General features: G+C 71.1%; 18 protein-coding genes. 8 read left to right on the plus strand and 10 right to left on the minus strand.

Features of this window, described 5'->3' with window-relative positions; all coding sequences use genetic code 11:
* Positions 1–50 precede the first annotated feature (50 nt).
* The 3 genes from IE95_RS0106300 (at position 51) to IE95_RS0106310 (ending at position 2461) form a co-directional block, all read left to right on the plus strand.
* Positions 51–491 (plus strand): TFIIB-type zinc ribbon-containing protein, encoded by a 441-nt coding sequence (locus tag IE95_RS0106300; protein WP_030150787.1) that lies wholly within the window; start codon positions 51–53, stop codon positions 489–491.
* Between the two features lie 104 nt (positions 492–595).
* Entirely contained in the window at positions 596–1366 is a 771-nt protein-coding gene (locus tag IE95_RS0106305; RefSeq protein WP_030150788.1) for an SDR family NAD(P)-dependent oxidoreductase, read from the plus strand.
* 114 nt (positions 1367–1480) lie between these two features.
* Positions 1481–2461 (plus strand): bile acid:sodium symporter family protein, encoded by a 981-nt coding sequence (locus IE95_RS0106310; RefSeq protein ID WP_036571237.1) that lies wholly within the window; start codon positions 1481–1483, stop codon positions 2459–2461.
* Positions 2462–2499: 38 nt separating this feature from the next.
* Here the strand turns inward: IE95_RS0106310 and IE95_RS0106315 are convergent, their stop codons facing one another.
* Entirely contained in the window at positions 2500–2958 is a 459-nt protein-coding gene (locus tag IE95_RS0106315) for a SufE family protein (protein WP_030150790.1), read from the minus strand.
* A gap of 207 nt (positions 2959–3165) precedes the next feature.
* Between IE95_RS0106315 and IE95_RS0106320 the strand changes: the two genes are divergently transcribed.
* Positions 3166–4494, plus strand: coding sequence for a DUF1254 domain-containing protein (locus IE95_RS0106320; protein WP_030150791.1), 1329 nt, complete (start codon positions 3166–3168; stop codon positions 4492–4494).
* A gap of 104 nt (positions 4495–4598) precedes the next feature.
* Here IE95_RS0106320 and ybaK read toward each other — a convergent pair whose 3' ends face one another.
* On the minus strand, positions 4599–5099 hold the full coding sequence (ybaK, locus tag IE95_RS0106325) for a Cys-tRNA(Pro) deacylase (protein WP_030150792.1): 501 nt from the start codon (positions 5097–5099) through the stop codon (positions 4599–4601).
* A gap of 194 nt (positions 5100–5293) precedes the next feature.
* Here ybaK and IE95_RS0106330 point away from each other — a divergent pair, with 194 nt between their 5' ends.
* Positions 5294–9415: an NACHT domain-containing protein gene (locus IE95_RS0106330; RefSeq protein WP_129429395.1), complete on the plus strand. Its 4122-nt coding sequence runs from the start codon at positions 5294–5296 to the stop codon at positions 9413–9415.
* Between the two features lie 90 nt (positions 9416–9505).
* On the opposite strand, the gene IE95_RS0106335 is transcribed toward IE95_RS0106330, so the two are convergent.
* Positions 9506–10234 (minus strand): VIT1/CCC1 transporter family protein, encoded by a 729-nt coding sequence (locus IE95_RS0106335; protein WP_030150794.1) that lies wholly within the window; start codon positions 10232–10234, stop codon positions 9506–9508.
* 219 nt (positions 10235–10453) lie between these two features.
* Between IE95_RS0106335 and IE95_RS0106340 the strand changes: the two genes are divergently transcribed.
* Positions 10454–11404, plus strand: a complete 951-nt coding sequence (locus tag IE95_RS0106340; RefSeq protein ID WP_030150795.1) for an Acg family FMN-binding oxidoreductase — start codon at positions 10454–10456, stop codon at positions 11402–11404.
* 6 nt (positions 11405–11410) lie between these two features.
* Here IE95_RS0106340 and IE95_RS0106345 read toward each other — a convergent pair whose 3' ends face one another.
* A complete protein-coding gene (locus IE95_RS0106345; protein ID WP_084689886.1) occupies positions 11411–14065 on the minus strand; it encodes a DEAD/DEAH box helicase in 2655 nt (884 codons plus the stop codon).
* 180 nt (positions 14066–14245) lie between these two features.
* On the opposite strand from IE95_RS0106345, the gene IE95_RS0106350 reads away from it, so the two are divergent.
* Positions 14246–15697 (plus strand): alanine/glycine:cation symporter family protein, encoded by a 1452-nt coding sequence (locus IE95_RS0106350; protein ID WP_030150797.1) that lies wholly within the window; start codon positions 14246–14248, stop codon positions 15695–15697.
* A 130-nt stretch (positions 15698–15827) separates the two neighbouring features.
* Here the strand turns inward: IE95_RS0106350 and IE95_RS0106355 are convergent, their stop codons facing one another.
* Entirely contained in the window at positions 15828–16637 is an 810-nt protein-coding gene (locus IE95_RS0106355) for an aminoglycoside 3'-phosphotransferase (protein ID WP_030150798.1), read from the minus strand.
* Between the two features lie 50 nt (positions 16638–16687).
* Entirely contained in the window at positions 16688–17647 is a 960-nt protein-coding gene (locus tag IE95_RS0106360) for a 3-methyladenine DNA glycosylase (protein ID WP_164984113.1), read from the minus strand.
* Positions 17648–17849: 202 nt separating this feature from the next.
* Here IE95_RS0106360 and IE95_RS0106365 point away from each other — a divergent pair, with 202 nt between their 5' ends.
* Entirely contained in the window at positions 17850–18788 is a 939-nt protein-coding gene (locus tag IE95_RS0106365; RefSeq protein WP_030150800.1) for a DUF4190 domain-containing protein, read from the plus strand.
* A 49-nt stretch (positions 18789–18837) separates the two neighbouring features.
* Here the strand turns inward: IE95_RS0106365 and IE95_RS0106370 are convergent, their stop codons facing one another.
* The 4 genes from IE95_RS0106370 to IE95_RS0106385 all read right to left on the minus strand — a co-directional run bounded on the left by IE95_RS0106370 (position 18838) and on the right by IE95_RS0106385 (position 20669).
* On the minus strand, positions 18838–19227 hold the full coding sequence (locus tag IE95_RS0106370) for a DUF1622 domain-containing protein (RefSeq protein WP_030150801.1): 390 nt from the start codon (positions 19225–19227) through the stop codon (positions 18838–18840).
* A 91-nt stretch (positions 19228–19318) separates the two neighbouring features.
* Positions 19319–19696, minus strand: a complete 378-nt coding sequence (crcB, locus tag IE95_RS0106375) for a fluoride efflux transporter CrcB (RefSeq protein ID WP_030150802.1) — start codon at positions 19694–19696, stop codon at positions 19319–19321.
* The gene (locus IE95_RS0106380) at positions 19693–20151 is read right to left on the minus strand and encodes a fluoride efflux transporter FluC (protein WP_036571240.1); all 459 of its coding nucleotides are present in this window, start codon (positions 20149–20151) and stop codon (positions 19693–19695) included. The genes crcB and IE95_RS0106380 overlap by 4 nt, the downstream gene beginning before the upstream one ends.
* Positions 20151–20669, minus strand: coding sequence for a universal stress protein (locus IE95_RS0106385; protein ID WP_051702814.1), 519 nt, complete (start codon positions 20667–20669; stop codon positions 20151–20153). The genes IE95_RS0106380 and IE95_RS0106385 overlap by 1 nt, the downstream gene beginning before the upstream one ends.
* Positions 20670–20711: the final 42 nt, after the last annotated feature.

A 20711-nucleotide genomic window follows, 5' to 3' on the forward strand; every position in this document is an offset into this window, starting at 1 on the left:
ACCGCCGCGCGCCGACCGTTGAGCGTTCGACCCGACGAAGGAGACCCGTCATGCTGTGCCCTCTCGACCAGACCGTGCTCGTGATGTCCGACCGCAAGGGCGTGGAGATCGACTACTGCCCCACGTGCCGCGGCGTGTGGCTCGACCGGGGCGAGCTCGACAAGATCATCGACCGCAGCCTCGAGGCCGAGATCGCCGCCGAGGCCGGTGGCCCTGCCGCGGCGGCCGCGCCGCACGGTGCACCGCGCGCCGCGACCCCGCCGCCCGTCCAGTACCCGCCGACGCAGCAGCTCCCGGTGCCGCCGCCGCCCGCGCCCTACGGCTACGCGGACGACCGTCGCCGCGACGACTACCGGGGTGACGACCGTCGTCGGGACGACTACCGCGGGGACGACCGCTACCGCGGGTCCGACCAGTACCGCAGCGACGACCCGCGCTACCGCAAGCGCAAGAAGAAGGAGTCCTGGCTCGAGGACCTGTTCGACTTCTGAGCCGCCGCGGCGCCGACCCCCGGCGGGGTCGGCGCCGTCGTCGTCCCACCGGGTCGCGGGCACGCGTCGCGACCGACCCCATCTCGTTGCTGATCGGAAGACCCATGCCCGTCCTGGACTCGTTCTCGCTCGCCGGTCGCACGGCGCTGATCACGGGCGGGAGCCGGGGCATCGGCCGCGGCCTCGCCGGGGCCCTGGGGGAGGCGGGCGCGCGCGTCGCGCTGACCGCGACCACGATCGAGGCCGCACGGTCCGCGGCCGACGACCTGCGGGCGCTGGGCCTCGACGCGCACGGCTACGAGCTCGACGTGACGGACCGCGAGCAGGTGGACGACGTCGTCGCGCAGGTCGGGCACGAGGGCGGCGGCGTGGACGTGCTCGTCAACAACGCGGGAATCTCGATCGGGGGCGCGGCTCTGGAGATCGAGGACGACGTGTGGCACCGCACGCTCGCGACGAACCTCGACGGCGTCTGGTACTGCTCGAGGGCAGTGGCCCGGCAGATGGTCGAGGACGGTCGCGGTGGGACGATCGTCAACGTCGGGTCGATGTCCGCGCAGATCGTGAACCGCCCCCGCTGGCAGCCCGCCTACCTCGCGTCGAAGGCCGCGGTGCACCAGCTCACCAAGGGGCTCGCCGCCGAGTGGGCGCCGCACGGGATCCGGGTCAACGCGATCGCGCCCGGGTACATCCTTACCGAGGCCTCCCCGGTCGACCAGCCCGAGTACTACGACGACTGCGTGGCACCCGCCGCGATGCAGCGGTGGGGGACGCCGGCCGAGCTGGGACCGGTCGTGGTCATGCTCGCGAGCGACGCGTCGAGCTTCATGACGGGGGCCGTCGTGACCGTCGACGGCGGGTACACGCTGTTCTGACCCCCTGACGCGCTGACGTGTCAGAGCGAGCGTGACCCCGAGGGCTCGCTGGTTCTGACACGTGCCGACCCGGCAGCGGCCGGCGGCCCCGGGCGACACCTAGACTCGGGTCCCGTGCGCCAGGTTCTGAAGCAGTGGGTCGACCCGTTCGTCGTGGCTCTCGTCGCGACCATGGTCCTGGGGCTCGTGGTCCCGGTGCCTGCCGACGTACAGCGCGTCGTCGACATGGTTGCGGACGTCGCGGTCGCTGTCCTGTTCCTGGTCTACGGGATGCGCCTGTCGACGAGCGAGGTCTGGTCGGGCCTGCGGAACGTCCGCCTCCAGGGCGGCATCCTCGTCTCGACGTACGTGGTCTTCCCGCTCGTGGGGCTCGCGGTCTCCTGGGCCGTGACGCCCGTGCTCGGGGCGCCGCTCGCGGCGGGCGTCCTGTTCCTGTCACTGCTGCCCTCGACCGTGCAGTCGTCGGTCGCGTTCACGTCGGTCGCGCGCGGGAACATCGCGGGCGCGATCTGCGGGGCCACGGTCTCGAACGTCGTGGGCATGGTCGTGACCCCGCTGCTGGTGCTGTGGTTCATGTCGTCGAGCGGCGCGACGGGCGGGCTGAGCGGTCTGCGCGACGTCCTGCTGCACCTGCTCGCACCGTTCCTCATAGGTCAGGTCCTGCAACCGTTCGTGGGGCGATGGGTCCGGGCGCGGCGCCGGCTCACGCTGTCGGTGGACCGCGGCACGATCCTGATCGTGGTCTTCGGCGCGGTCGCCGCCGCGACGAGCGCAGGAGTGTGGGCCGGGATCTCGGGATGGACGATCCTCGCGCTGGTCGGGATCAGCGCGGTGATCCTCGCGGTCCTGCTCGCGGTGACCTGGTGGGGTGGGGCGGGGCTGCGGCTCGGCGTCGAGGACCGCATCGCGCTGCTCATGTGCGGCTCCAAGAAGAGCCTGGCGACGGGGCTGCCCATGGCCGCGGTGCTCTTCCCGGTCGCGGTCGCGGGCACGGTCGCCGTCCCGGTCATCGTCTTCCACCAGCTCCAGCTCGTCGTGTGCGCAGTGCTGGCGCGGCGCCTCGCGCTGCGCTCGGAGCCCTCGGCCGAGAAGTGAGCTGATGCCCCTGAACCACTCGCCTCAGGGGTAACCGCTCACTGCTCGACCGGGCGGACGAGCTGCTCGCGGATCTGGCGCTTGGCGCGCACCAGGATGCCCGTCATGCCGTGGAGGCGCAGCGGGCTCACCGCGTTCGTCAGCCCGATCATGAACGGGTAGTCGTCGGGCACGGCGAGCGCCTCCTCGGGCGTCAGCCCGTCGAGACCCTGCGCCAGGATCGACGCGAAACCGCGCGTGGTCGGGGCCTCGGCGGGCGCCGTCGCGTACAGATGGACCCCGTCCTGCTCGACCTCGGCGAACGCGCGCACAGGCGACTGGCACTCCTCGACACGCTCGAGCAGCCCGGGGGCGTCCTGGTAACGCGCGGGCAGGTCCGGGAGCTCGCGCGAGAACTCCAGGAGGAGCTGGAGGCGGTCACGCTCACCGAGCGCGAGGAAGTCGTCGCGGATCTCGGTGAGCACCGGGGGCAGGGTGGTCGCAGAGTCGTCGGTCATCCGTCGATCCTCCCACCCGCGGCACGCCCGCCCAGCGCCGGACCGCCCAGCGGACGTCCCGCCGTCGGGCCGTCCGCTGGTGCCCGGCCGCCGGGCAGCGGTGCCGGTCCGGGGACAGGCGAGCCGCGCTCGACGCGCACCGCCCGCCCCCCGTGGATACGTTGAGCCACGAGTGCGCCGACGCACGGCGCGGACGGACGGAGCGTCATGGGAACCCTGTCGAACGACTTGCGCACGCTGAGCCACGAGGCGTACGTCTACCTGTACCCGCTCGTGACCATGGACCTCAGCCGGCGCCAGGCCACGAACGTGGCGGCCGGCGTCCGCCCCGGGTTCGGGCCGCCCAACGTGTTCCACCACCTGCGGGAGCTCCCGCCCGCGGACTTCCGGGCCGTGGTCCGCCCCAACTTCGACACGCTGTACGCGAACCTGTGGCTCGACCTGACCGACGGCCCGGTGCTGCTCCACGTCCCCGACACCGACGACCGCTACTACATGCTGCCCCTGCTGGACATGTGGACCGAGGTCTTCGCGACGATCGGCAAGCGGACCACGGGGACGGGCGCGGGGGACTACCTGATCGTCGGACCGGACTACGAGGGCGACCTCACCGAGTTCTACGACGACCTCCCGGAGGACGCCGCGCTGATCGTCGCGCCCACCCCGCAGGTGTGGGTCATCGGCCGCATCCAGACCAACGGCGTCGCGGACTACCCGGCGGTCCACGCGGTGCAGGACGGCCTGTCGGTGCAGGAGCTGGGGGAGCGGCCGCCGTTCACGATCGACCCGACCGCGGACACGCGGACCGAGCCGCTGCACCTGGTGGACTCCCTCAGCGCGGTCGACTTCTTCACCTACGCGACCCGGCTCCTCGACACGAACCCGCCGCACCTGACCGACTTCTCGGTGCTCGCCCGCATCGGTGCGCTGGGCATCGTCCCGGGCGAGGACTTCGACGCCGGGCAGTTCGACGACGCCGAGATCGCGCAGATCGAGGCCGGAGCGGCGAGCGCCCGTGCGCTGCTGGACACGTCGCGCGCGACGCTCGGGACCGTGGCGAACGGCTGGATGCTCTACCGCGACACCATGGGCGTCTACGGGAACTTCTACCTCAAGCGGGCCGTCGTCACGCTCGTCGGGCTGGGGGCCAACCCGGTCGAGGACGCGATCTACCCGCTCCTCGCGACCGACGCGGACGGTCGGCCCCTGCACGGGGACCACGACTACGTGCTGCACTTCGACGCCGACCAGCTCCCGCCCGCGGCGGCCTTCTGGTCGGTCACGATGTACGACGCCGAGGGCTATCAGGTGGCGAACGCCCTCGACCGGTTCGCGATCGGCGACCGCGACGACCTTCGGTACGCCGAGGACGGGTCGCTCGACCTGTACCTGCAGCACGAGAGCCCGGGCGCGGACCGGGAGGCGAACTGGCTCCCCGCGCCGCGAGGTCCGCTGGGCGTGACGATGCGGCTCTACGCACCGCTCCCGGAGGCGCTCGACGGTCGCTGGGTCCCGCCGGTCGTGCGCCGCGCCTGAGCCGCGCCCTCCGGGGCGGGCCGGGCGCACACGACGAGTGCCCGACGGCGGTTGGCCGGGTGCGCGACCCGGCCCACCGCCGTCGGGCGACGGCAGGAGAGTGTTCAGCCGCGCGCGATGGGCGCCGTCGAGGCGCCCGTGAGCGCGACCAGGTCCGACGGCGCGAGCCCGACGTCGAGCCCACGGCGCCCGCCCGAGACGAACACCGCGTCGAAACCGAGCGCCGACGCGTCGATCACGGTGCGCAGCCGCTGCCGCTGGCCGAGCGGCGAGATGCCACCCACCACGTACCCCGTCGCGCGCTCGGCCGCAGCCTGCTCGGCCATCGCGGCCTTCTTGCCGCCCACCGCGTGCGCGAGGGCCTTGAGGTCGAGCGTGCGGTCCACGGGCACGACACCCACGACGAGCGTCCCGTCGACCGACGTCACCAGGGTCTTGAACACCTGCTCGGCAGGGATACCAATCGCGGCCGCGGCCTCCAGGCCGTAGCTCAGGTCGGAGGACGGGTCGTGCTCGTAGGGGTGCACGGTGTGCGGCACACCGGCCTTGTCGAGCGCGACGAGCGCGGGCGTGCCGGCGTGGGGCGACTTCTGCTTCTTGGCCACAGGACGATTGTGCCCCTAAGTGCCGCGCGCCCCGGGGACGAGCAGCAGGTGCGATGGATCGATGGACGCGGAGCTCCCCGCTGTTTGGATTCGCTCGTCTCGCCGACGTGTCGCACCCCGTGCGCTGTTAGCCTCCGTCGTACCCTGCGCGCGTTCGGTGGTGGCGAGATCGAGTTCGTGGCCTAAGGAGATTTATGTCGACTGTGAGCGTAGAGCGGTTCTGGTGTACTCGCGGGGGCGACTACGCGCTTGACGAGGACGGCCTGCTGCGTGATCGCGATTCGACCTGGTTCGGTGCTCGGTCTGCAAATCCCGATGTCGTACGCACCGATGAGCTTGGCGAGCACCGCTGCTTGGCGTTGCTGGGTGAGCCTGGGGCGGGGAAGTCGACGGTGATCACTGGGGCAACTCAGTTGGCCCCCAGTGGGGTGCCAGTGCTGTCGTTCGATCTCGCGTCGTATGGCTCTGAGGATCGGCTGGTGCGAGAGGTGTTCAATGGCCCGGATGTTGTCGCTTGGGCTGGTGGGGCGGACCGCCTGTGTCTGGTTCTTGATTCGCTCGATGAGGTTCGGACGCGGGTCCCGAACGTGGGAGCCGTCGTCGCTGACAGTCTTCGTCGGCTGCCGCATGACCGGCTTATTATGCGCATCACCTGCCGAACGGCGGACTGGCCGGCGGGGCTTGAGCGCTCGCTTGAGGAGCTGTTTGGGGCGATTACCGTTGCCGAGATCCTGCCTCTTCGTCGGGTGGATGTGTCGGCGATCGCGGCCATGTGGTGCGATCCAGCCCGATTTCTCAATGAGGTTGCACTAGCTGGCGCGGGGCCGCTGGCTGCGCGCCCGTTGACTTTGCGTTTCCTTGCTCGCAGTTTCGGCCAGTCGGGCAGGTTGCCCGAGCGGGGTGCTGGCCTGTACGCCGCTGGGGTCCGCCATCTGTGCGAAGAGCAGAACCCCGTCCGGCGCGACGCGGGCCTCGATGGTGCACTTCAGGCTAATGAGCGTGTGGCGATCGCCCGTCGCATTGCTGCGGTGACCACGTTTGGAGGCATTCCCGCAATCTGGACGGGCCCAGAGGTTGATGCCGATGGTGAGGACGTGGCCGTTGGGCAGCTCGCGGGGGGTGCTGAGCCGACGGCCTCGGGCTCGGTCAAGGTCACTGTCCCTGCGGTGCTCGAGGTAGTGCGTTCGGGACTGTTCACGAGCCGTGGTGGACAACGTCTTGGTTGGGCACACGCAACGTTCGCGGATTTTCTGGCCGCTGATTGGGTGGTTGCGAACGATCTCTCCGAATCGCAGGCGCGGTCGCTGTTCCTTGGGCCGGATGGTCGGTGCTGGCCGCAGACCCGCTTGGCTGCGGCCTGGACGGTAGCGATCGCCCCGGATCGGTTTGAGTTCCTCGCTCTTGCGGACCCGGCTGCGTTTCAGGGTGAGGTTGAGCTCCCGGGTGACGGACTGCGGGCAGCGGTGATCGATGGGCTCTTCGCGAGCGCGAGCACGCTCACCGTCGGGCGGTGGGACAGGTCGTACGGGGTGCTCCGGCACCGCGATGTCGCGGAGCAGATTCGTTGCCATCTGCGTGACGTGGACCCAGATCGTCGCCGGCTGGCGCTTGAGCTGGCTGAGGAGTGTGCTGCGATAGAGCTGCGTGACGACCTTGTGGCGATTGCTACCGATTTCGCTGCCGAGCCTGAAGACCGGTTGGCGGCTGGCTGGGTGCTGACGCGACTCCCGGTCCCGGAGCGCACGGCGTCGCTACGCCCGCTCGCGACAGGCACCGCAGCTCGGGGCGAGGACCCGGACGATGATCTCAAGGGCGTTGCTCTGCTTGCTTCTTGGCCGCAGGCCATAACCAGTGCGGAGGTCTTCTCGGTGCTGACACCCCGGCGTCGGCGCAACTATCACGGCTCCTACGCGAACTTCCTTGACCGCTTCCGTGAAAGCGTCGACACGGCCGACATCGACGCTGGCCTCCGGTGGCTCCTCAGCGACCTGAACACTCCGGCCGACGACCACGTCCTGGGCGCCCTCGCGAACCGCGTTCTGATGCTCGCGGCGAGAAGGCCAACTGACCGCGTTGTCGTTGACGCGTTCGCTCAGGTCGTTGCGGTGCGGGCCGAGCACTACGACGGATTGCGTTTTGAGGACCACCGCGGCGATGAGCGCGAGGATCCATTGGCCGATCCGCTACTACGCCGGGCAGTCGTTGTCGCCGTGCTCGCAGCGGCACCGCCGGACTCGAGGACGCGGCGAGCCTGGGACCTGTGCTCTCTTGCGGTCGTTCGCGCGGAGGATCTCGCGTGGCTCGCGGAGCTGTATACCCAAGTTCAGGGTGGGACGCGGGACGCGGTGCGTTCACTGTTCCAGATGACGTATGACATTGGTATGGCCGAACACCGCGACCTGGTGCTCTCCATGTCGCGTGTACACCCTCTGCATGCTGACCTCGTCCACGCATGGGTAGACCCGATTGCACTCGACTCGCCTGAGGCCGGGACCTTGCGTCAGGAGCGGCAGGCTGCCCTCGGGCGCCGCCGTCCGCGCGCCGATATGAAGGACAACCTCAACGAGCAGGTCGAGGAGCGGCTGGCGCAGTTCGACAAGGGTGAGGGAGCAGGCTTCTGGTATAGCATGCGACTGTTGACGGTCGTCCCGGGATCAAAGCACTTTGGAGCCGAGTTCGATCCGGACGTGGTGGGCATGAAGAGGTGGCCGACGTTGAGCGTGGGACTGCAGGAGCGCTTGGTTGATTCCGCGGATCGCTACCTGCGCTCGTACCCCTGCCGACCACAGGAGTGGCTTAAGAAGCCCGGGATTCGCCACTATCCCGCGGATGCTGGGTATCGGGCGATGGTCTTGTTGCTCAGAGTGGCGCCTGATCGCCTCCGCCAGCTTCCCGCATCTGTATGGATCGAGTGGGCTCCGGTTCTGGCAAGTTGGACGACCGCGCTGGTGAATGGTGCGACGTGGGCTGACAAGATGCAGTTGCTAGACCTCGCTGGCAGCGAGGGGCGTGACCGGGCACGGGCCGCGTTGGTGGCCCGCGTGGAGGCCACCATCGTGCACGGAGAGCGGCCGTTGGCCTCGAACGAGGCAAGTTACCTGTGGGATGACACCGTCGCAGCCACGTATCTGTCGCTGGCACGGTCCGCGGGGGAAGAGCCACGAGAAGAGCTCGTTGCATCTCTCGCGAAGAACGACTTTGAAGGGCTGCGAGAGCTGCTGCTGGAGTGGCTGGACGATGCGTCTGACGATGCCCGCCGTCATATGGCGGCACGAACACTGATCGATTGCGACCTGGAGCGGAGTTGGCCGGCGGTGAAGGCCGCGTTGGACAGTGACCTGGAGTCCGCAGAGCAGGTGCTCGGGCGAGCGATGGTCGTTCGCGGCCACGAGCAGTTCGATCACGTGCCGGCGGCTGTGCTTGGCGATTTGTACCTTTGGCTGCGTGCGAGGTTCCCATCGGAGTCTGACCCGCAGTTCGACGAGACCCATTTTGTCGGACCGCGCGAGCAGATCGGACAGTGGCGCGACCGGCTTCTGCGCGAACTACAGGATGCAGGGTCGCTGGAATCCGTCGAGGCTATCCGCGTGATCGTGTCGGCGACGCCTGGCGAACGAGGGCTCCTGCATGTTTTGGCGATCGCCGAGGCGGGTTTGCGCCGCAACCAATGGGTGCCGACTTCGATGTCGCAGCTGGTTCGGTTATCGAGGGATCACAGCACGCTGGTGGTGAACGACGGGCCTGCGCTCGGTGAGGTCGTGGGGTTGGCGTTGGCGGATGTCCAGGCGCGGCTGACTGGCGCAACACCTGAGTCGCACTACCTGTGGGACACCTATGCGGGTCGGCCCAAGTCTGAGGATGAGGTTTCGGACTACCTGGCTAACGAACTTGCTCGCGTGGTGCCCGGCGCGGTCGTCAATCGAGAGGTGCAGGTTCGGCGCAACCGGCCTAGCGGGATTGGTGAGCGCACAGACCTTCTCGTCGAAGCCGTTCCTCCGAGTGGGCCGAACACGGGCCGCCTCTGCCTGCCAATCGAGGTCAAGGGTGCCTGGAATACGGACCTCTGTACAGCGATGCGTGATCAACTCGTCGAGCGGTACATGCGTGACACTTCCGCGAGCCATGGAATCTACTTGGTTGTCTGGCCCGATCTTGCCAGTTGGGCCGACGACACCGACAAACGTCGGCAGGTGCTGGCGTCGCTCGATCGTCGAGCGATAGAAGCCGAACTCGCCGCGCAGGCGGCGGCCCTGGCAGTCGAAGGCCCGCGGGTTCGCGTGGTACATCTCGGTATCGACTACCTACGGCCCAGTTGAGGGCGCTCAGCAGGACCCAACACCGGGCCGACCACACCACCGCATCCCGGTGCTTCGAACTGGACCGCCTAGGGCGGCTTCCGAACAGGCCTAGACGTTCACGTCGACGAGCGACCCGATCCCGTACGTCACACCCATGGCGATCGCGCCTCCCAGGACCGTGCGGATCGTCGCGCGCCGGGTCGGCGCCTGCCCCAGCCGTGCGCTGCCCCAGCCCGTCAGGACCAGCGCCAGGACGACCGCGACGAACGTCACGGGGATCCGGGCAGCGGTGGGCGCCAGCAGGATCGCCGCCAGGGGCAGCAGGCCGCCGACCGTGAACGACACGATCGAGGCGACCGCTGCCTCCCACGGCGAGGTCAGCTCGTCGGGGTCGATCCCGAGCTCGGCGTCGGCGTGGGCGCCGAGCGGGTCGTGCGCCGTGAGCTGGACCGCGACCTCGTGCGCGAGCTCGGGTGTCAGCCCCTTGGCCCGGTAGATCCCGGCGAGCTCGGCGAGCTCTTCGTCGGGCATGGTCGCGAGCTCCTGGCGCTCCTTGGCGAGCATGGCCTCCTCGGTGTCGCGCTGCGTGCTCACCGAGACGTACTCGCCCGCGGCCATCGACAGGGCGCCCGCGAGCAGCGCTGCGGCCCCCGCCGTCGCGATGACGGGGATCGACGTGCTGGTCGCGGCGACGCCCACGACCACGCCCGCGGTCGACACGATGCCGTCGTTCGCGCCGAGCACCCCGGCCCGGAGGCGGTTGAGCCGCGCGCCGGTCCCTTCGCTCCGGTGCTGCTCGCCCTCGTGCGGAGTCGTGTGCGGTCCCGGTGTGCTCATGTGGCCACCGTAGGACCGTGGAGCGGGTCTGTCGTGGTGGGTCGAGGCGCGCCACCACGGGGCCCGTCTCCTGGCGCCCCAGGCCTGTGACCTGCACCTCAGCTCCGCCGGGACCTTTGGCACTGGCCGACCCGGGGACCTCCTGGGACGCTCGGAGTGGCAGAGGTGACCGCCGGCAGGGGATGCGTCAGGGGCGCATCGGAAGCAGGGAGAACGCACATGAGCATCGACGACCCCCGCATCGAACGGATCCTCGCGGCCGCGTCCCGCGCCCCCAGCGTGCACAACACCCAGCCGTGGTCCGTGCACGTGCACGGCACGACGCTCGACGTGCGCGCCGACGACTCTCGCCGCCTGACCCACGCCGACCCCGCGGGCCGGGAGATGTTCATCAGCTGCGGGGCGTTCCTCGCGAACCTGCGCGTCGCGGCCCGCCGCGAGTCCTTCCGTCCGGTGCTCTCGCTCGTCCCGGGCGACGGCGATCCTGCGCTCGTCGCGCGCGTCGACCTGGTGCCGGGCGTCCTGCCCGACGCCGACGAGCTCGACCTCGCGGTCGCGATCGAACGGCGCTCGACGTCCCGCGTGCCGTTCGAGGACCAGCCGCTCGACGCCGACGTCGTCGACGACCTGGACGAGGCGGCCGCCGCGGAGGGCGCACGTCTCGTGACGCTCGCACCGCAGGCCCCCGAGCGGACCGTCCTGCTGGACCTCGTCCGGCGGGCCGAGGAGGAGGCCGGGCGGGATCACACCGGTCGCGTCGAGCAGGCGCGCTGGGTCACGAACGATCCCGACCGCCCCGACGGGATCCCCGTCTCCGCGCTGGGCCCCGCGAGCGACGACGCCCTGGCGCCCGTGCGCCACTTCGGCGGGGACACGTTGAGCAACCGTGCCGCGTTCGAGCACCGCTCGACGCTCGCGGTCCTCACGACCCCGGGTGACACCGTGCGCGACTGGCTCGTGGCTGGCCAGGCGCTCGAACGTGTCCTGCTGACCGCGACGACCTACTTCGTGCACGCCTCGTTCGCGACCACCGTCCTCGAGAACCCCGCCACGCGCGCCGAGCTCGCCACGGCGCTCGACGCGGGCGTCCCGCAGATGGTCATGCGGCTGGGCTACAGCCCGACGTCTCCCCGCACGCCCCGCCGCCCGGCCGACGACGTGCTCCGGTAGGCCGCGTCAGATCGTCCCGACCGCCACGACGCTCAGTACCACGGCGCCGGCCTCGTCGCTCGCCGCGAGGTCGACGACGGCGCTGATCGCCCAGTCGTGGTCGCCGGCCGGGTCGTCGAGCACCTGGCGGACGAACCACGTGCCCGGCTCGACGCGCTCGCCGTCGGGCCGCACGCCGTTCCCGACGATCTGCACGAGGGCCGACGACCGCGCTGCGACGTCCACGCCGATCGCGTCGTTGCCGTGCAGCTCGAACATCGGGTCGAGGGCGTCGGCCCACGCGTCGCCGTCCCAGCCGCTCGCCTTGTCGAGGGCCTCGAGCGCGTCGTAGTTCTCCCGCGCCGCGAGCTCGACCCGGCGGAACAGGGCGTTGCGGACCAGGACCCGGAAGGCACGCACGTTGCCCGTGACAGGCCGGGCCGGGGCCTCGGCGCCTGTTCCGGACAGCGGGCCGTCGCCGACCTCGTCGTCCGCGTCATCGTCGACGGGGTTGGCCAGCCGCTCCCACTCGTCGAGCAGCGACGAGTCGGTGCCGCGCACCAGCTCGCCCAGCCACTCCGTGATGTCCTGGACCTCCTCGGTGCGGTGCTCCTCGGAGATGGTCTGGCGCATCGAGCGATACGCGTCGGCGAGGTAGCGCAGCACGACACCCTCGGTGCGGTCCAGACCGTACACCGAGACGAACTCGGCGAACGTCATGGCCCGCTCGACCATGTCGCGCACGACCGACTTGGGCGAGAGCTCGGCGTCCGAGACCCACGGGTTCGAGTGCTTGTACGTCACGAACGCGGGCTCGAGCAGGTCCGCGAGCGGCTTGGGCCACGTGATGGTCTCGAGCAGCGCCATGCGCTCCTCGTACTCGTACCCCTCGGCCTTCATGGCCGCCACGGCCTCGCCGCGGGCCCGGTGCTGCTGGGCGACGAGCACCTGGCGCGGATCGGACAGCGTGGCCTCCAGGACCGAGACGACGTCGAGCGCGTGCGTGGGGGACTCGACGTCGAGCAGGTCGAGCGCCGCGAGCGCGAAGGGCGACAACGGCTGGTTGAGCGCGAACTCGCGCGGCAGGTCGACCGTGAGACGGACCGAGGGGCGCCATCCGCTCGGGTAGGTCGGGTCGGGCACGCGCACGCGCTCGACGATGCCCGCGACGCGCAGCGAGCGGTAGATGCGGAACACCTGGCGCACGTGGCGCTCGCGCTGGGCGTCGGTGTCGTGGTTCGCCGTGAGCAGGTGCTTCATGGCTCGCACCGGGTCTTCGCCCTTGTCACCGCGTGCGAGCACGTTGAGCACCATGGCGTGGTTGACCGTGAAGTGGCTGGTCAGAGCCTCGGGGTCGGCGTCGCGCAGGCGCTCGAACGTCGCGTCGGTCCAGTTGACGGCTCCCGCCGGGGCCTTCTTGCGGACGATCTTCTTGAGTTTCTTGGGGTCGTCGCCCGCCTTGGCGAGCAGCTTGCGGTTCTCGATCACGTGCTCGGGGGCCATGACGAGGACCTCGCCGAGCGTGTCGTAGCCCGCGCGGCCCGCACGTCCCGCGATCTGGTGGAACTCGCGCGCCGTGAGGTGACGCATTCTCTCGCCGTCGAACTTCACGAGGCTCGTCATGAGGACCGTGCGGATGGGGACGTTGATGCCCACGCCCAGGGTGTCGGTGCCGCACACGACCTTGAGCAGCCCCGCCTGGGTCAGGCGCTCGACCACGCGGCGGTACTTGGGCAGCATGCCCGCGTGGTGCACGCCCACGCCGTGGCGCAGGAACTTGCTGAGTGTCCTGCCGAACCCCGAGGTGAAGCGGAAGTCGCCCAGCTCGGCCGCGATCGCGTCCTTCTCCGCGCGGCTCGCGACGTTGATGCTCAGCAGGGCCTGGGCGCGGTCGACCGCGTCCTTCTGCGTGAAGTGCACGACGTACACCGGCGCGCGGTGCGTCGTGACGAGCTCTTCGATGACCTCGCCCAGCGGCTCGACGACGTAGCTGAACGTCAGCGGCACGGGGCGCTCGGCGCTCGTGACCTCCGCGACGGGGCGCCCCGTGCGGGACTCGAGGTCCTCGGTGAACGTCGAGGTGTCGCCCAGCGTCGCGGACATCAGCACGAACTGCGCCTGCGGCAGCTCGAGGAGCGGGACCTGCCACGCCCAGCCGCGCTGCGGGTCCGCGTAGTAGTGGAACTCGTCCATGACGACCTGCGCGACGTCCGCGTCGGCGCCGTCGCGCAGCGCGATGTTCGCGAGGATCTCCGCGGTGCAGCAGATGATCGGAGCGGTCGGGTTGACCGACGAGTCGCCCGTCATCATGCCGACGTTCGCGGACCCGAACACCGCGACGAGCGCGAAGAACTTCTCGCTCACGAGCGCCTTGAGCGGGGCCGTGTAGTAGCTGCGGCCGGGGACTCCCGCGCGGTGCGCGGCGAGGGCCGCGTAGTGCGCGCCGACCGCCACGAGCGACTTCCCCGAGCCCGTGGGCGTGGCCAGGATGACGTGCGCGCCCGAGAAGATCTCGATGACGGCCTCGTCCTGGTGGGCGTACAGGTCGATCCCCGTCTCGGTGGCCCACTCGGTGAACCCTTCGTAGAGGGCGTCAGGGTCCGGGGTGCCCGAGCCGTCCGGTGCCGGCAGGTGACGGACCAGGCCGGGCTCGGGACGGGTGGTGGGGGTCGTGGTGCTCATCGTTGCCATTGTCGCAGAGGCCTTGTCCCCGGGGGCGCGCGGGTCTCCCGGACCCTCGGCGCACCGCGAGGACCGCACCCCGACGACGGCCCGACCGAGAGGGTCGTCGCGACAAGGACCACCGCGAGAGGTTAGCGTCCTCCGGACGGCTGCCCCGCCGTCGGGCTGGAGGAATGAAGCATGGACGTCTTGCAAGAGGCGCTGATCGACCCGCTGAGCAACGCCCTGTACTCGTACGTCCTCATCTACGTCCTCATCGGCGCGGGGATCTACTTCACGGTCCGTACGCGCGCCGTCCAGGTGCGGCTGTTCGGGCTCATGTTCCGGCTCGTCGGAGGCTCGACGGGCGCGGCCGAGGGCGGCATCTCGTCGTTCCAGGCCTTCTGCGTGGGGCTCGCGTCCCGGGTGGGGACGGGGAACATCGCTGGCGTCGCGATCGCGCTGACGCTCGGCGGCCCGGGGGCCATCTTCTGGATGTGGTGCGTCGCGCTCATCGGGATGGCGACGGCGTTCGTCGAGGCGACGCTCGGCCAGATCTTCAAGGTCCGTGCCGACGACGGCTCCTACCGCGGCGGCCCCGCCTACTACATCCAGCGCGGCCTGGGCTCACGCCGGTGGGGCATCGTGTTCGCGATCCTGCTGATCTTCGCGTTCGGCTTCGCGTTCAACATGGTGCAGGCCAACACGATCAGCGAGGCGCTCGACAACGGCCACGAGGTCTCGCCCGGCTGGACCGCGGTGTTCCTCATGGTCCTCGCGGCCCCCGTCCTGTTCGGCGGCGTCAAGCGCGTCGCGAAGGTCGCAGGGATCGTGCTGCCGATCATGGCGGGCGTCTACGTCCTGATCGCAGGCACCATCATCCTCATGAACCTCGGCGCCGTGCCGGGCGTCGTCCGGCAGATCGTCGAGGGCGCGTTCGGCCTCGACCAGGCGGTCGCGGGCACCGCGGGCGGCATCCTCGCGGCGCTGCTCAACGGGGTCAAGCGCGGACTGTTCTCGAACGAGGCGGGCATGGGCAGCGCCCCGAACGCCGCCGCGACGGCGACGGTGTCGCACCCCGCCAAGCAGGGCCTGATCCAGTCGCTCGGGGTGTTCGTCGACACGATCGTGGTGTGCTCGGCCACGGCCTTCATCATCCTCATGGCCGGCCCCGAGGTCTTCGACCCGGGGACGACGACCGACGCGGCCGGCGCCTCGCTCACGCAGGAGGCCGTCGCGGCTCAGCTCGGGTCGTGGACCGTGTGGCCCATGACGATCCTCGTGTTCGTCTTCGCGTTCTCCTCGGTGCTCGGCAACTACTCGTACGCCGAGGTCAACCTGACGTTCCTCGGCATCCGGGCCAAGGCGCTCACGGCGCTGCGCACGCTCGTGCTCGCCGCGATCGGCATCGGGTCGCTCATCGAGCTCGAGGCGGTGTGGGCGGTCGCGGACGTCGCGATGGCGCTCATGGCTCTGGTGAACCTCGTCGCGATCACGCTGCTGGGCCGCTGGGCGTTCGGGGCTCTCAAGGACTTCGAGCGACTGCGCAAGGACGGGACAGGTACCCGGTTCGTCGGGACCGGGAACCCTGACCTGCCCGGGGACGTCCCGGGCGACGTCTGGGCGCCGGTCCAGCAGGACTCGAGGGCGTAGTCCGGCTACCGCTCCGCCGAGGTAGAGGGCTCGCGTCGAGGTAGAGGGCCAGAGGCCTCTACCTCGGCACCAGCCCTCTATCTCGGCACCGGGGCCGGCACCGGGGCCGGCACCGGGGCCGGCACCGGCGTCAGCCGAGGTCCCACAGCAACCGGTAGTACGCGATCCGCTCGGGGTCCGGCTCGATCCCGTAGGCCTCGTACACGATCCCGTCGTAGCCCGGCCCGTAGTTCCACTCGGTGCTCCACGCGGCCACGGCCAGGTCGGCCCAACGGTCCGCGACGCCGAGCGACCCGAGGTCGACGTGCGCCGCGAACGTGCCGTCGACGGTCAGCAGGGTGTTGGGCGAGCACGCGTCGCCGTGGCACACGACGAGCCGGTCCACCGGGGGCGTGAGGTCGAGCAGGGGGCGCGCCTGCGCGACCGTGAGCCGTGCGTGCTCGGGGAACCACTCGGACGGGCCCTCGCCGTCGGCGATGCGCTCGTCGGCGCGCGCGACGCGCTGCTCGACGCTCCACGCGAACGGGCAGTCCTCGACCGGCAGGGCCTCGTGCAGGACGCGCAGCCCGTGGCCGATCGCCGCCGCAGCGGTGGCCGGTTCGGCGATCCAGCGCGGGTCGACGGCCGAGGCCGCGTCGATCGCCTCGGTCACGAGCCAGGCGCCGACCTCGTCCTGCCCGGCGTCGAGCACGCGAGGCACGGGCGTGAACCGCGACGCCCACGTGAGCCGCTCGGCCTCGGCGAGGAGGTCGATCTCCGGGGTCCCGGCCGCGACCCACTTGACGTAGCGATCCGTGCCCCAGCGGAACGTGAGGCCGCCGAGGTTGTTGACCCACACGGCGACCAGGTCCCCGCCTCCGGCGGAGTCGACGAGCGAGCGCACGGCGGGCGGGACGGGCACGGGACGAGTGGGGATCTCAGCGAGGGGCGGACGCGACATCCTCCGATCCTGCCAGGTGGACGAACACCCCCGAGCGGCTCGGCGCCGGATCAGCCCAGCAGGCGCTCGCAGACCTCGAGCAGCCGCGCGCGCAGCACGGCCGAGCGCTCCGCGAACCCGCGCTGGAGCCGCACGTACTCGGCCTTGCCCTCGGGCGTCTCGATCGCGACGGGGGCCTGCCCGTACGACGACACGTCGTAGGGGCTGGCTCGCATGTCGACCCAGCGGATGTCGCGGGCGAGCTCGAACGCGTCGAGCACGAGCCCGCTCGGCACGGCGGGGCTGAGCTTCACGGCCCACTTGTAGAGGTCCATGTTGGCGTGCAGGCAGCCGGGCTGCTCGAGCGCGGGCTGCGTCTCGCGCGTGGGCTGGAGCCGGTTGAGGCTCACGGCTTCCGGGGTGAAGAAGCGGAACGCGTCGAAGTGCGAGCAGCGCACGGGGTGCGTCGCCACGACCTCGTCGGTCCCGTGGGCCCCGAGGCGCAGCGGCAGCGGGTGGCGGTGGTCGCGCCCCTGGGCGTGGTCGCGGTAGACCATGGCCCACTCGTGCAGCCCGAAGCATCCGAGCGTCGCGGGCCGGGAGGCCGTGGCCGCGAGCAGCTCGCGGGCGTAGCGCACTGTCTCGCCCCGGTCGGTGAGGAAGGCGCCCGTGTCGAGGCTCACGCCGCCGTCCGTGCCGGCCCGGTACCACCGCCAGGCGGCGCGCTCGGCGAGGAGGGGCGCGACGTCGTCGGGCCGGGTGGTGCCGGAGGACGTGAGGACGACGCCCGCGCCCGGGTGCCACCGCCGGAGCTGGGCGGGGCGCGTGGGGTAGTAGGTGAAGAGGAAGTCCTCGACGGCGTGCTTCTCGCCGCGGGCCTTGCGCTCGCGCCAGCCGGCGGTCAGGGCGTCGGCGCGCTCGGCGTGCGCCGCGGCGAGGGCGGGCCACTCGTCGCCAGCAAGAGGATCCGGCCCGACGGCGGGGCGCGCCGTCGCGGGGCGCGCCCGGTGGGGAGCGGGGAGCGTGGGCATGGTTCCAGGGTAGGTGTCGGCAGGAGGGGAGAGGTCGTGGGGGTCCGTGCGTGGTCCCGGTCGTTTTCACCCGAACGTCCTCTCCGCGTCATCTCCACACATGGAACACTTGTGCCGGAGTGCGTGCCCGAGCGTGCGCGCCTCCCCCTCCGCACACCCCGGCGTCGCCGTGCCGTGCACGACCAGAAGATGAGCAGACGAGATGACGTACCCCCCTCCCGGACCCGCAGAGCCGACCCCGCCGTCGCTCGGCTATCCCGGAGCGCCGCAGCCCTCTCCGTACCAGCAGCCCGGCCAGCCCGGCCAGCCCGCCGCCTGGGGGCCGGAGCAGGGCGGCTACCCGCCCTACGGTGCGGTCCCGCCCAAGAAGACCAACGGGCTGGCGATCACGGGCCTCGTGCTCGCGATCGTGGGGCTCCTGCTCTGCCTGATCCCGTTCATCAACTTCTTCGCGGCGGTCCTGGCGCTCGCCGGTCTCGTCCTGGGCATCATCGGGCTCGTCAAGGCCGGGACGCTCGGCAGCGGCAAGGGCATGTCGATCGCCGCGATCATCATCTCGGTGGTCGCAGGGATCGGTGTCGTCGTCTCCCAGATCTTCTTCGTCGCTGCGCTCGAAGAGCTCTCCTCGAGCCTCGAGTCGACGAGCATCTCGAGCGAGGCCCCCGAGGAGCCTGCCGCCGGTGAGTCCGCCGCGGACGAGACCGGTGCCGACGCCGAGGACGCTCAGGACTCGGTGGCGGGCGCCCCGTCGCCGGCCCTCACCTTCGGTGACGCCGCGGTCTACGAGGACGGTCTCGAGGTCGGCGTGAGCGCCCCGGCGGCGTTCACGCCCAGCGACACGGCGGCGGGTGACGAGGGGTTCACGCAGTTCGTGCGCGTCGACGTGACGCTGACGAACGGCACCGCGGAGACGTTCGACCCCACGTTCACGTACGTCACGCTCTCCTCGGGCGGTACGGAAGGTTCGCAGGTCTTCGACGCGGCGAACGAGATCAGCTCCACCCCGAGCACGTCCGTCCTCCCGGGGCAGTCCGTGACGTTCCCCGTGGTCTTCGGGGTCACGGACCCCGCCGACCTGACCATGGAGGTCAACGTCGGGGCGTGGGAGTACGACGCGATCCTCTTCTCGACGACGAGCTGACGCTCGCAGACGGCGGAGCCTACGGGCGCGTGGGCTCCGCCGCGGCGTCCTAGGCGTCCGCGGCGTCCCGGGCGTCCCGGGCGTCCCCGGTGGGTGCGGGGTCCTGCTCGGGGGCCTGCTGCCAGGGCCACCGGCCCGTGATCTCGAGCTCGAGCGAGAAGCTGAGGAACGTCCGGATGAGGACGATCGCGGCGAGCACCGCGACGCTCTCGAGCGTCGGCGTGATCGCGACCGTACGGATGATGTCGGCGGCGACCAGGAGCTCGAGACCGAGCAGGATCGAGCGGCCGAGCCGCCGCCGGAACAGGCGGTAGACGTTGCCCTCCCGGCGTCGGGTCAGGGACAGGAGCGCCGCGTACAGGGCGCCGACCACGATCGCGGCCACCCCTGCCGCGTCGACCACCTTGCCGACGACCTCGACCACCTCGGCGAACGTCATGAGCCGAGCGTAGGCCGGAACGGCCTTGCGGGCCGGACGAGACCGTAGCCGTCCTGGCCGTTCTGGCCGGGCCGATCGAGCGCCCCGACGCTCAGAGGGACGAACCCCAGCGGTACCCCGCGAACGCCAGCACGACGCACGCCACCAGCACCCCGACGGAGTACGCGAACGCCGTGCCGTAGCGCTTCTGTCGGACCAGCTGGACCGTCTCGTAGCTCGCGGTGCTGAACGTCGTGTAGCCGCCCAGGAAGCCCGTGCCGATCACCGCGGCCACGTCAGTCGGTGCGATACGGGCCACGACCAGGCCCGTGAGGACGCCCAGCGCGAGCGAGCCGGACAGGTTGATGACCGTCGTCGGCCACGGGAAGGCGGTCCGGACCTTCGAGCGCACGACGCCGTCGAGGACGAAGCGGGTCCCGGCGCCCAGGCCACCGGCGACGGCGACGACGAGGAAGAGGGCGAGCGTCACCGGCGCACGCCCCCGTCGACGGGACGGTCGGACGCGGGGAGCCTCGAACCCACGACGATCCCGAGCACCGTCGCCACGGTCCCGACGACCAGCGTGGCGGCGACGTAGATCATCGCGACGTCCGTGCGCGACGCGTCGACGAGCAGCGCCGTGCCCGTGGCCAGCGTGCTGTACGTCGTGAACCCGCCGCAGACCCCCGTCCCGAGCAGCAGCCTCAGCTGCCCGGCGCGCGCTTCGCCCGGCGGGCGACGGGTGAGGGACTCGTAGAGGAGGCCGAGGACGAAGGCACCGACGACGTTGACCAGCAGGATCGCGACGGGCAGCCCGCCGACGTCCGGCACGTCCGGCACCGCCAGCACGACGGCCTCACGCCCCGCAGCGCCGAGCGCCCCGCCGACGACGACGAGCCCGATCGCGGCCGGGCGCAGGTGGTTCGGCCGATCGCGCGCGGGCATCAGGCCGGGGTCCCGGCGGACGGGCGCTCTGGGTCTGCCGGCCCCGCTGCGCCCGCCGCGCCCGCCGGCACGACCACGACCGGACGGGTCTGGCGGTGCGCGAGGTGGATCGCCACGGACCGGTTGAAGAGCTCGTGGATCCCTCGGCCGGGCCCGTGCGTGCCCACGACGATCAGCTCGGCGTCGACCGTCCGTGCGAGCCGGGCCAGCGCGTCCGCCGGGTCCCCGGCGAGCAGCCGGGTGCTCCAGCGGACACCGACCGGGTCGAGGACCGCCGCGAGATGCCCGGCGACCTCCGGGTCGAGCTCGTCGTCGTGCGCGTCGTGGAAGTCCGGGTCGATCGATGCCGACGTCACGTGACCGTCAGCGCTCTCCGCGACCAGAAAGCGTGCGGGGTTCACCGTCGCGCAGATCAGCTCGGCACCGAGGCGCGCCGCGAGCCCGGACGCGGTGCGCAGGACCTCGTCGGGCTGCCCACGCACGACTCCCAGGACGACCGGCCGGGGGTTCTCTCCCATGGCCCCAGCCTACCGACGCCCCCCGGCCCTGCGGCCGGGTGC

The organism is Oerskovia turbata (assembly GCF_000718325.1).
GTDB lineage: Bacteria > Actinomycetota > Actinomycetes > Actinomycetales > Cellulomonadaceae > Oerskovia > Oerskovia turbata.

Coding starts and splice junctions, on each gene's coding strand:
- IE95_RS0106305 (WP_030150788.1), top strand. CDS start 596: ATGCCCGTCCTGGACTCGTTCTCGCTCGCCGGTCGCACGGCGCTGATC.
- IE95_RS0106350 (WP_030150797.1), top strand. CDS start 14,246: ATGGACGTCTTGCAAGAGGCGCTGATCGACCCGCTGAGCAACGCCCTG.
- IE95_RS0106300 (WP_030150787.1), top strand. CDS start 51: ATGCTGTGCCCTCTCGACCAGACCGTGCTCGTGATGTCCGACCGCAAG.
- IE95_RS0106360 (WP_164984113.1), bottom strand. CDS start 17,647: ATGCCCACGCTCCCCGCTCCCCACCGGGCGCGCCCCGCGACGGCGCGC.
- IE95_RS0106335 (WP_030150794.1), bottom strand. CDS start 10,234: ATGAGCACACCGGGACCGCACACGACTCCGCACGAGGGCGAGCAGCAC.
- IE95_RS0106320 (WP_030150791.1), top strand. CDS start 3,166: ATGGGAACCCTGTCGAACGACTTGCGCACGCTGAGCCACGAGGCGTAC.
- IE95_RS0106340 (WP_030150795.1), top strand. CDS start 10,454: ATGAGCATCGACGACCCCCGCATCGAACGGATCCTCGCGGCCGCGTCC.
- IE95_RS0106315 (WP_030150790.1), bottom strand. CDS start 2,958: ATGACCGACGACTCTGCGACCACCCTGCCCCCGGTGCTCACCGAGATC.
- IE95_RS0106345 (WP_084689886.1), bottom strand. CDS start 14,065: ATGAGCACCACGACCCCCACCACCCGTCCCGAGCCCGGCCTGGTCCGT.
- IE95_RS0106355 (WP_030150798.1), bottom strand. CDS start 16,637: ATGTCGCGTCCGCCCCTCGCTGAGATCCCCACTCGTCCCGTGCCCGTC.
- IE95_RS0106385 (WP_051702814.1), bottom strand. CDS start 20,669: ATGGGAGAGAACCCCCGGCCGGTCGTCCTGGGAGTCGTGCGTGGGCAG.
- IE95_RS0106330 (WP_129429395.1), top strand. CDS start 5,294: ATGTCGACTGTGAGCGTAGAGCGGTTCTGGTGTACTCGCGGGGGCGAC.
- IE95_RS0106370 (WP_030150801.1), bottom strand. CDS start 19,227: ATGACGTTCGCCGAGGTGGTCGAGGTCGTCGGCAAGGTGGTCGACGCG.
- IE95_RS0106365 (WP_030150800.1), top strand. CDS start 17,850: ATGACGTACCCCCCTCCCGGACCCGCAGAGCCGACCCCGCCGTCGCTC.
- IE95_RS0106380 (WP_036571240.1), bottom strand. CDS start 20,151: ATGCCCGCGCGCGATCGGCCGAACCACCTGCGCCCGGCCGCGATCGGG.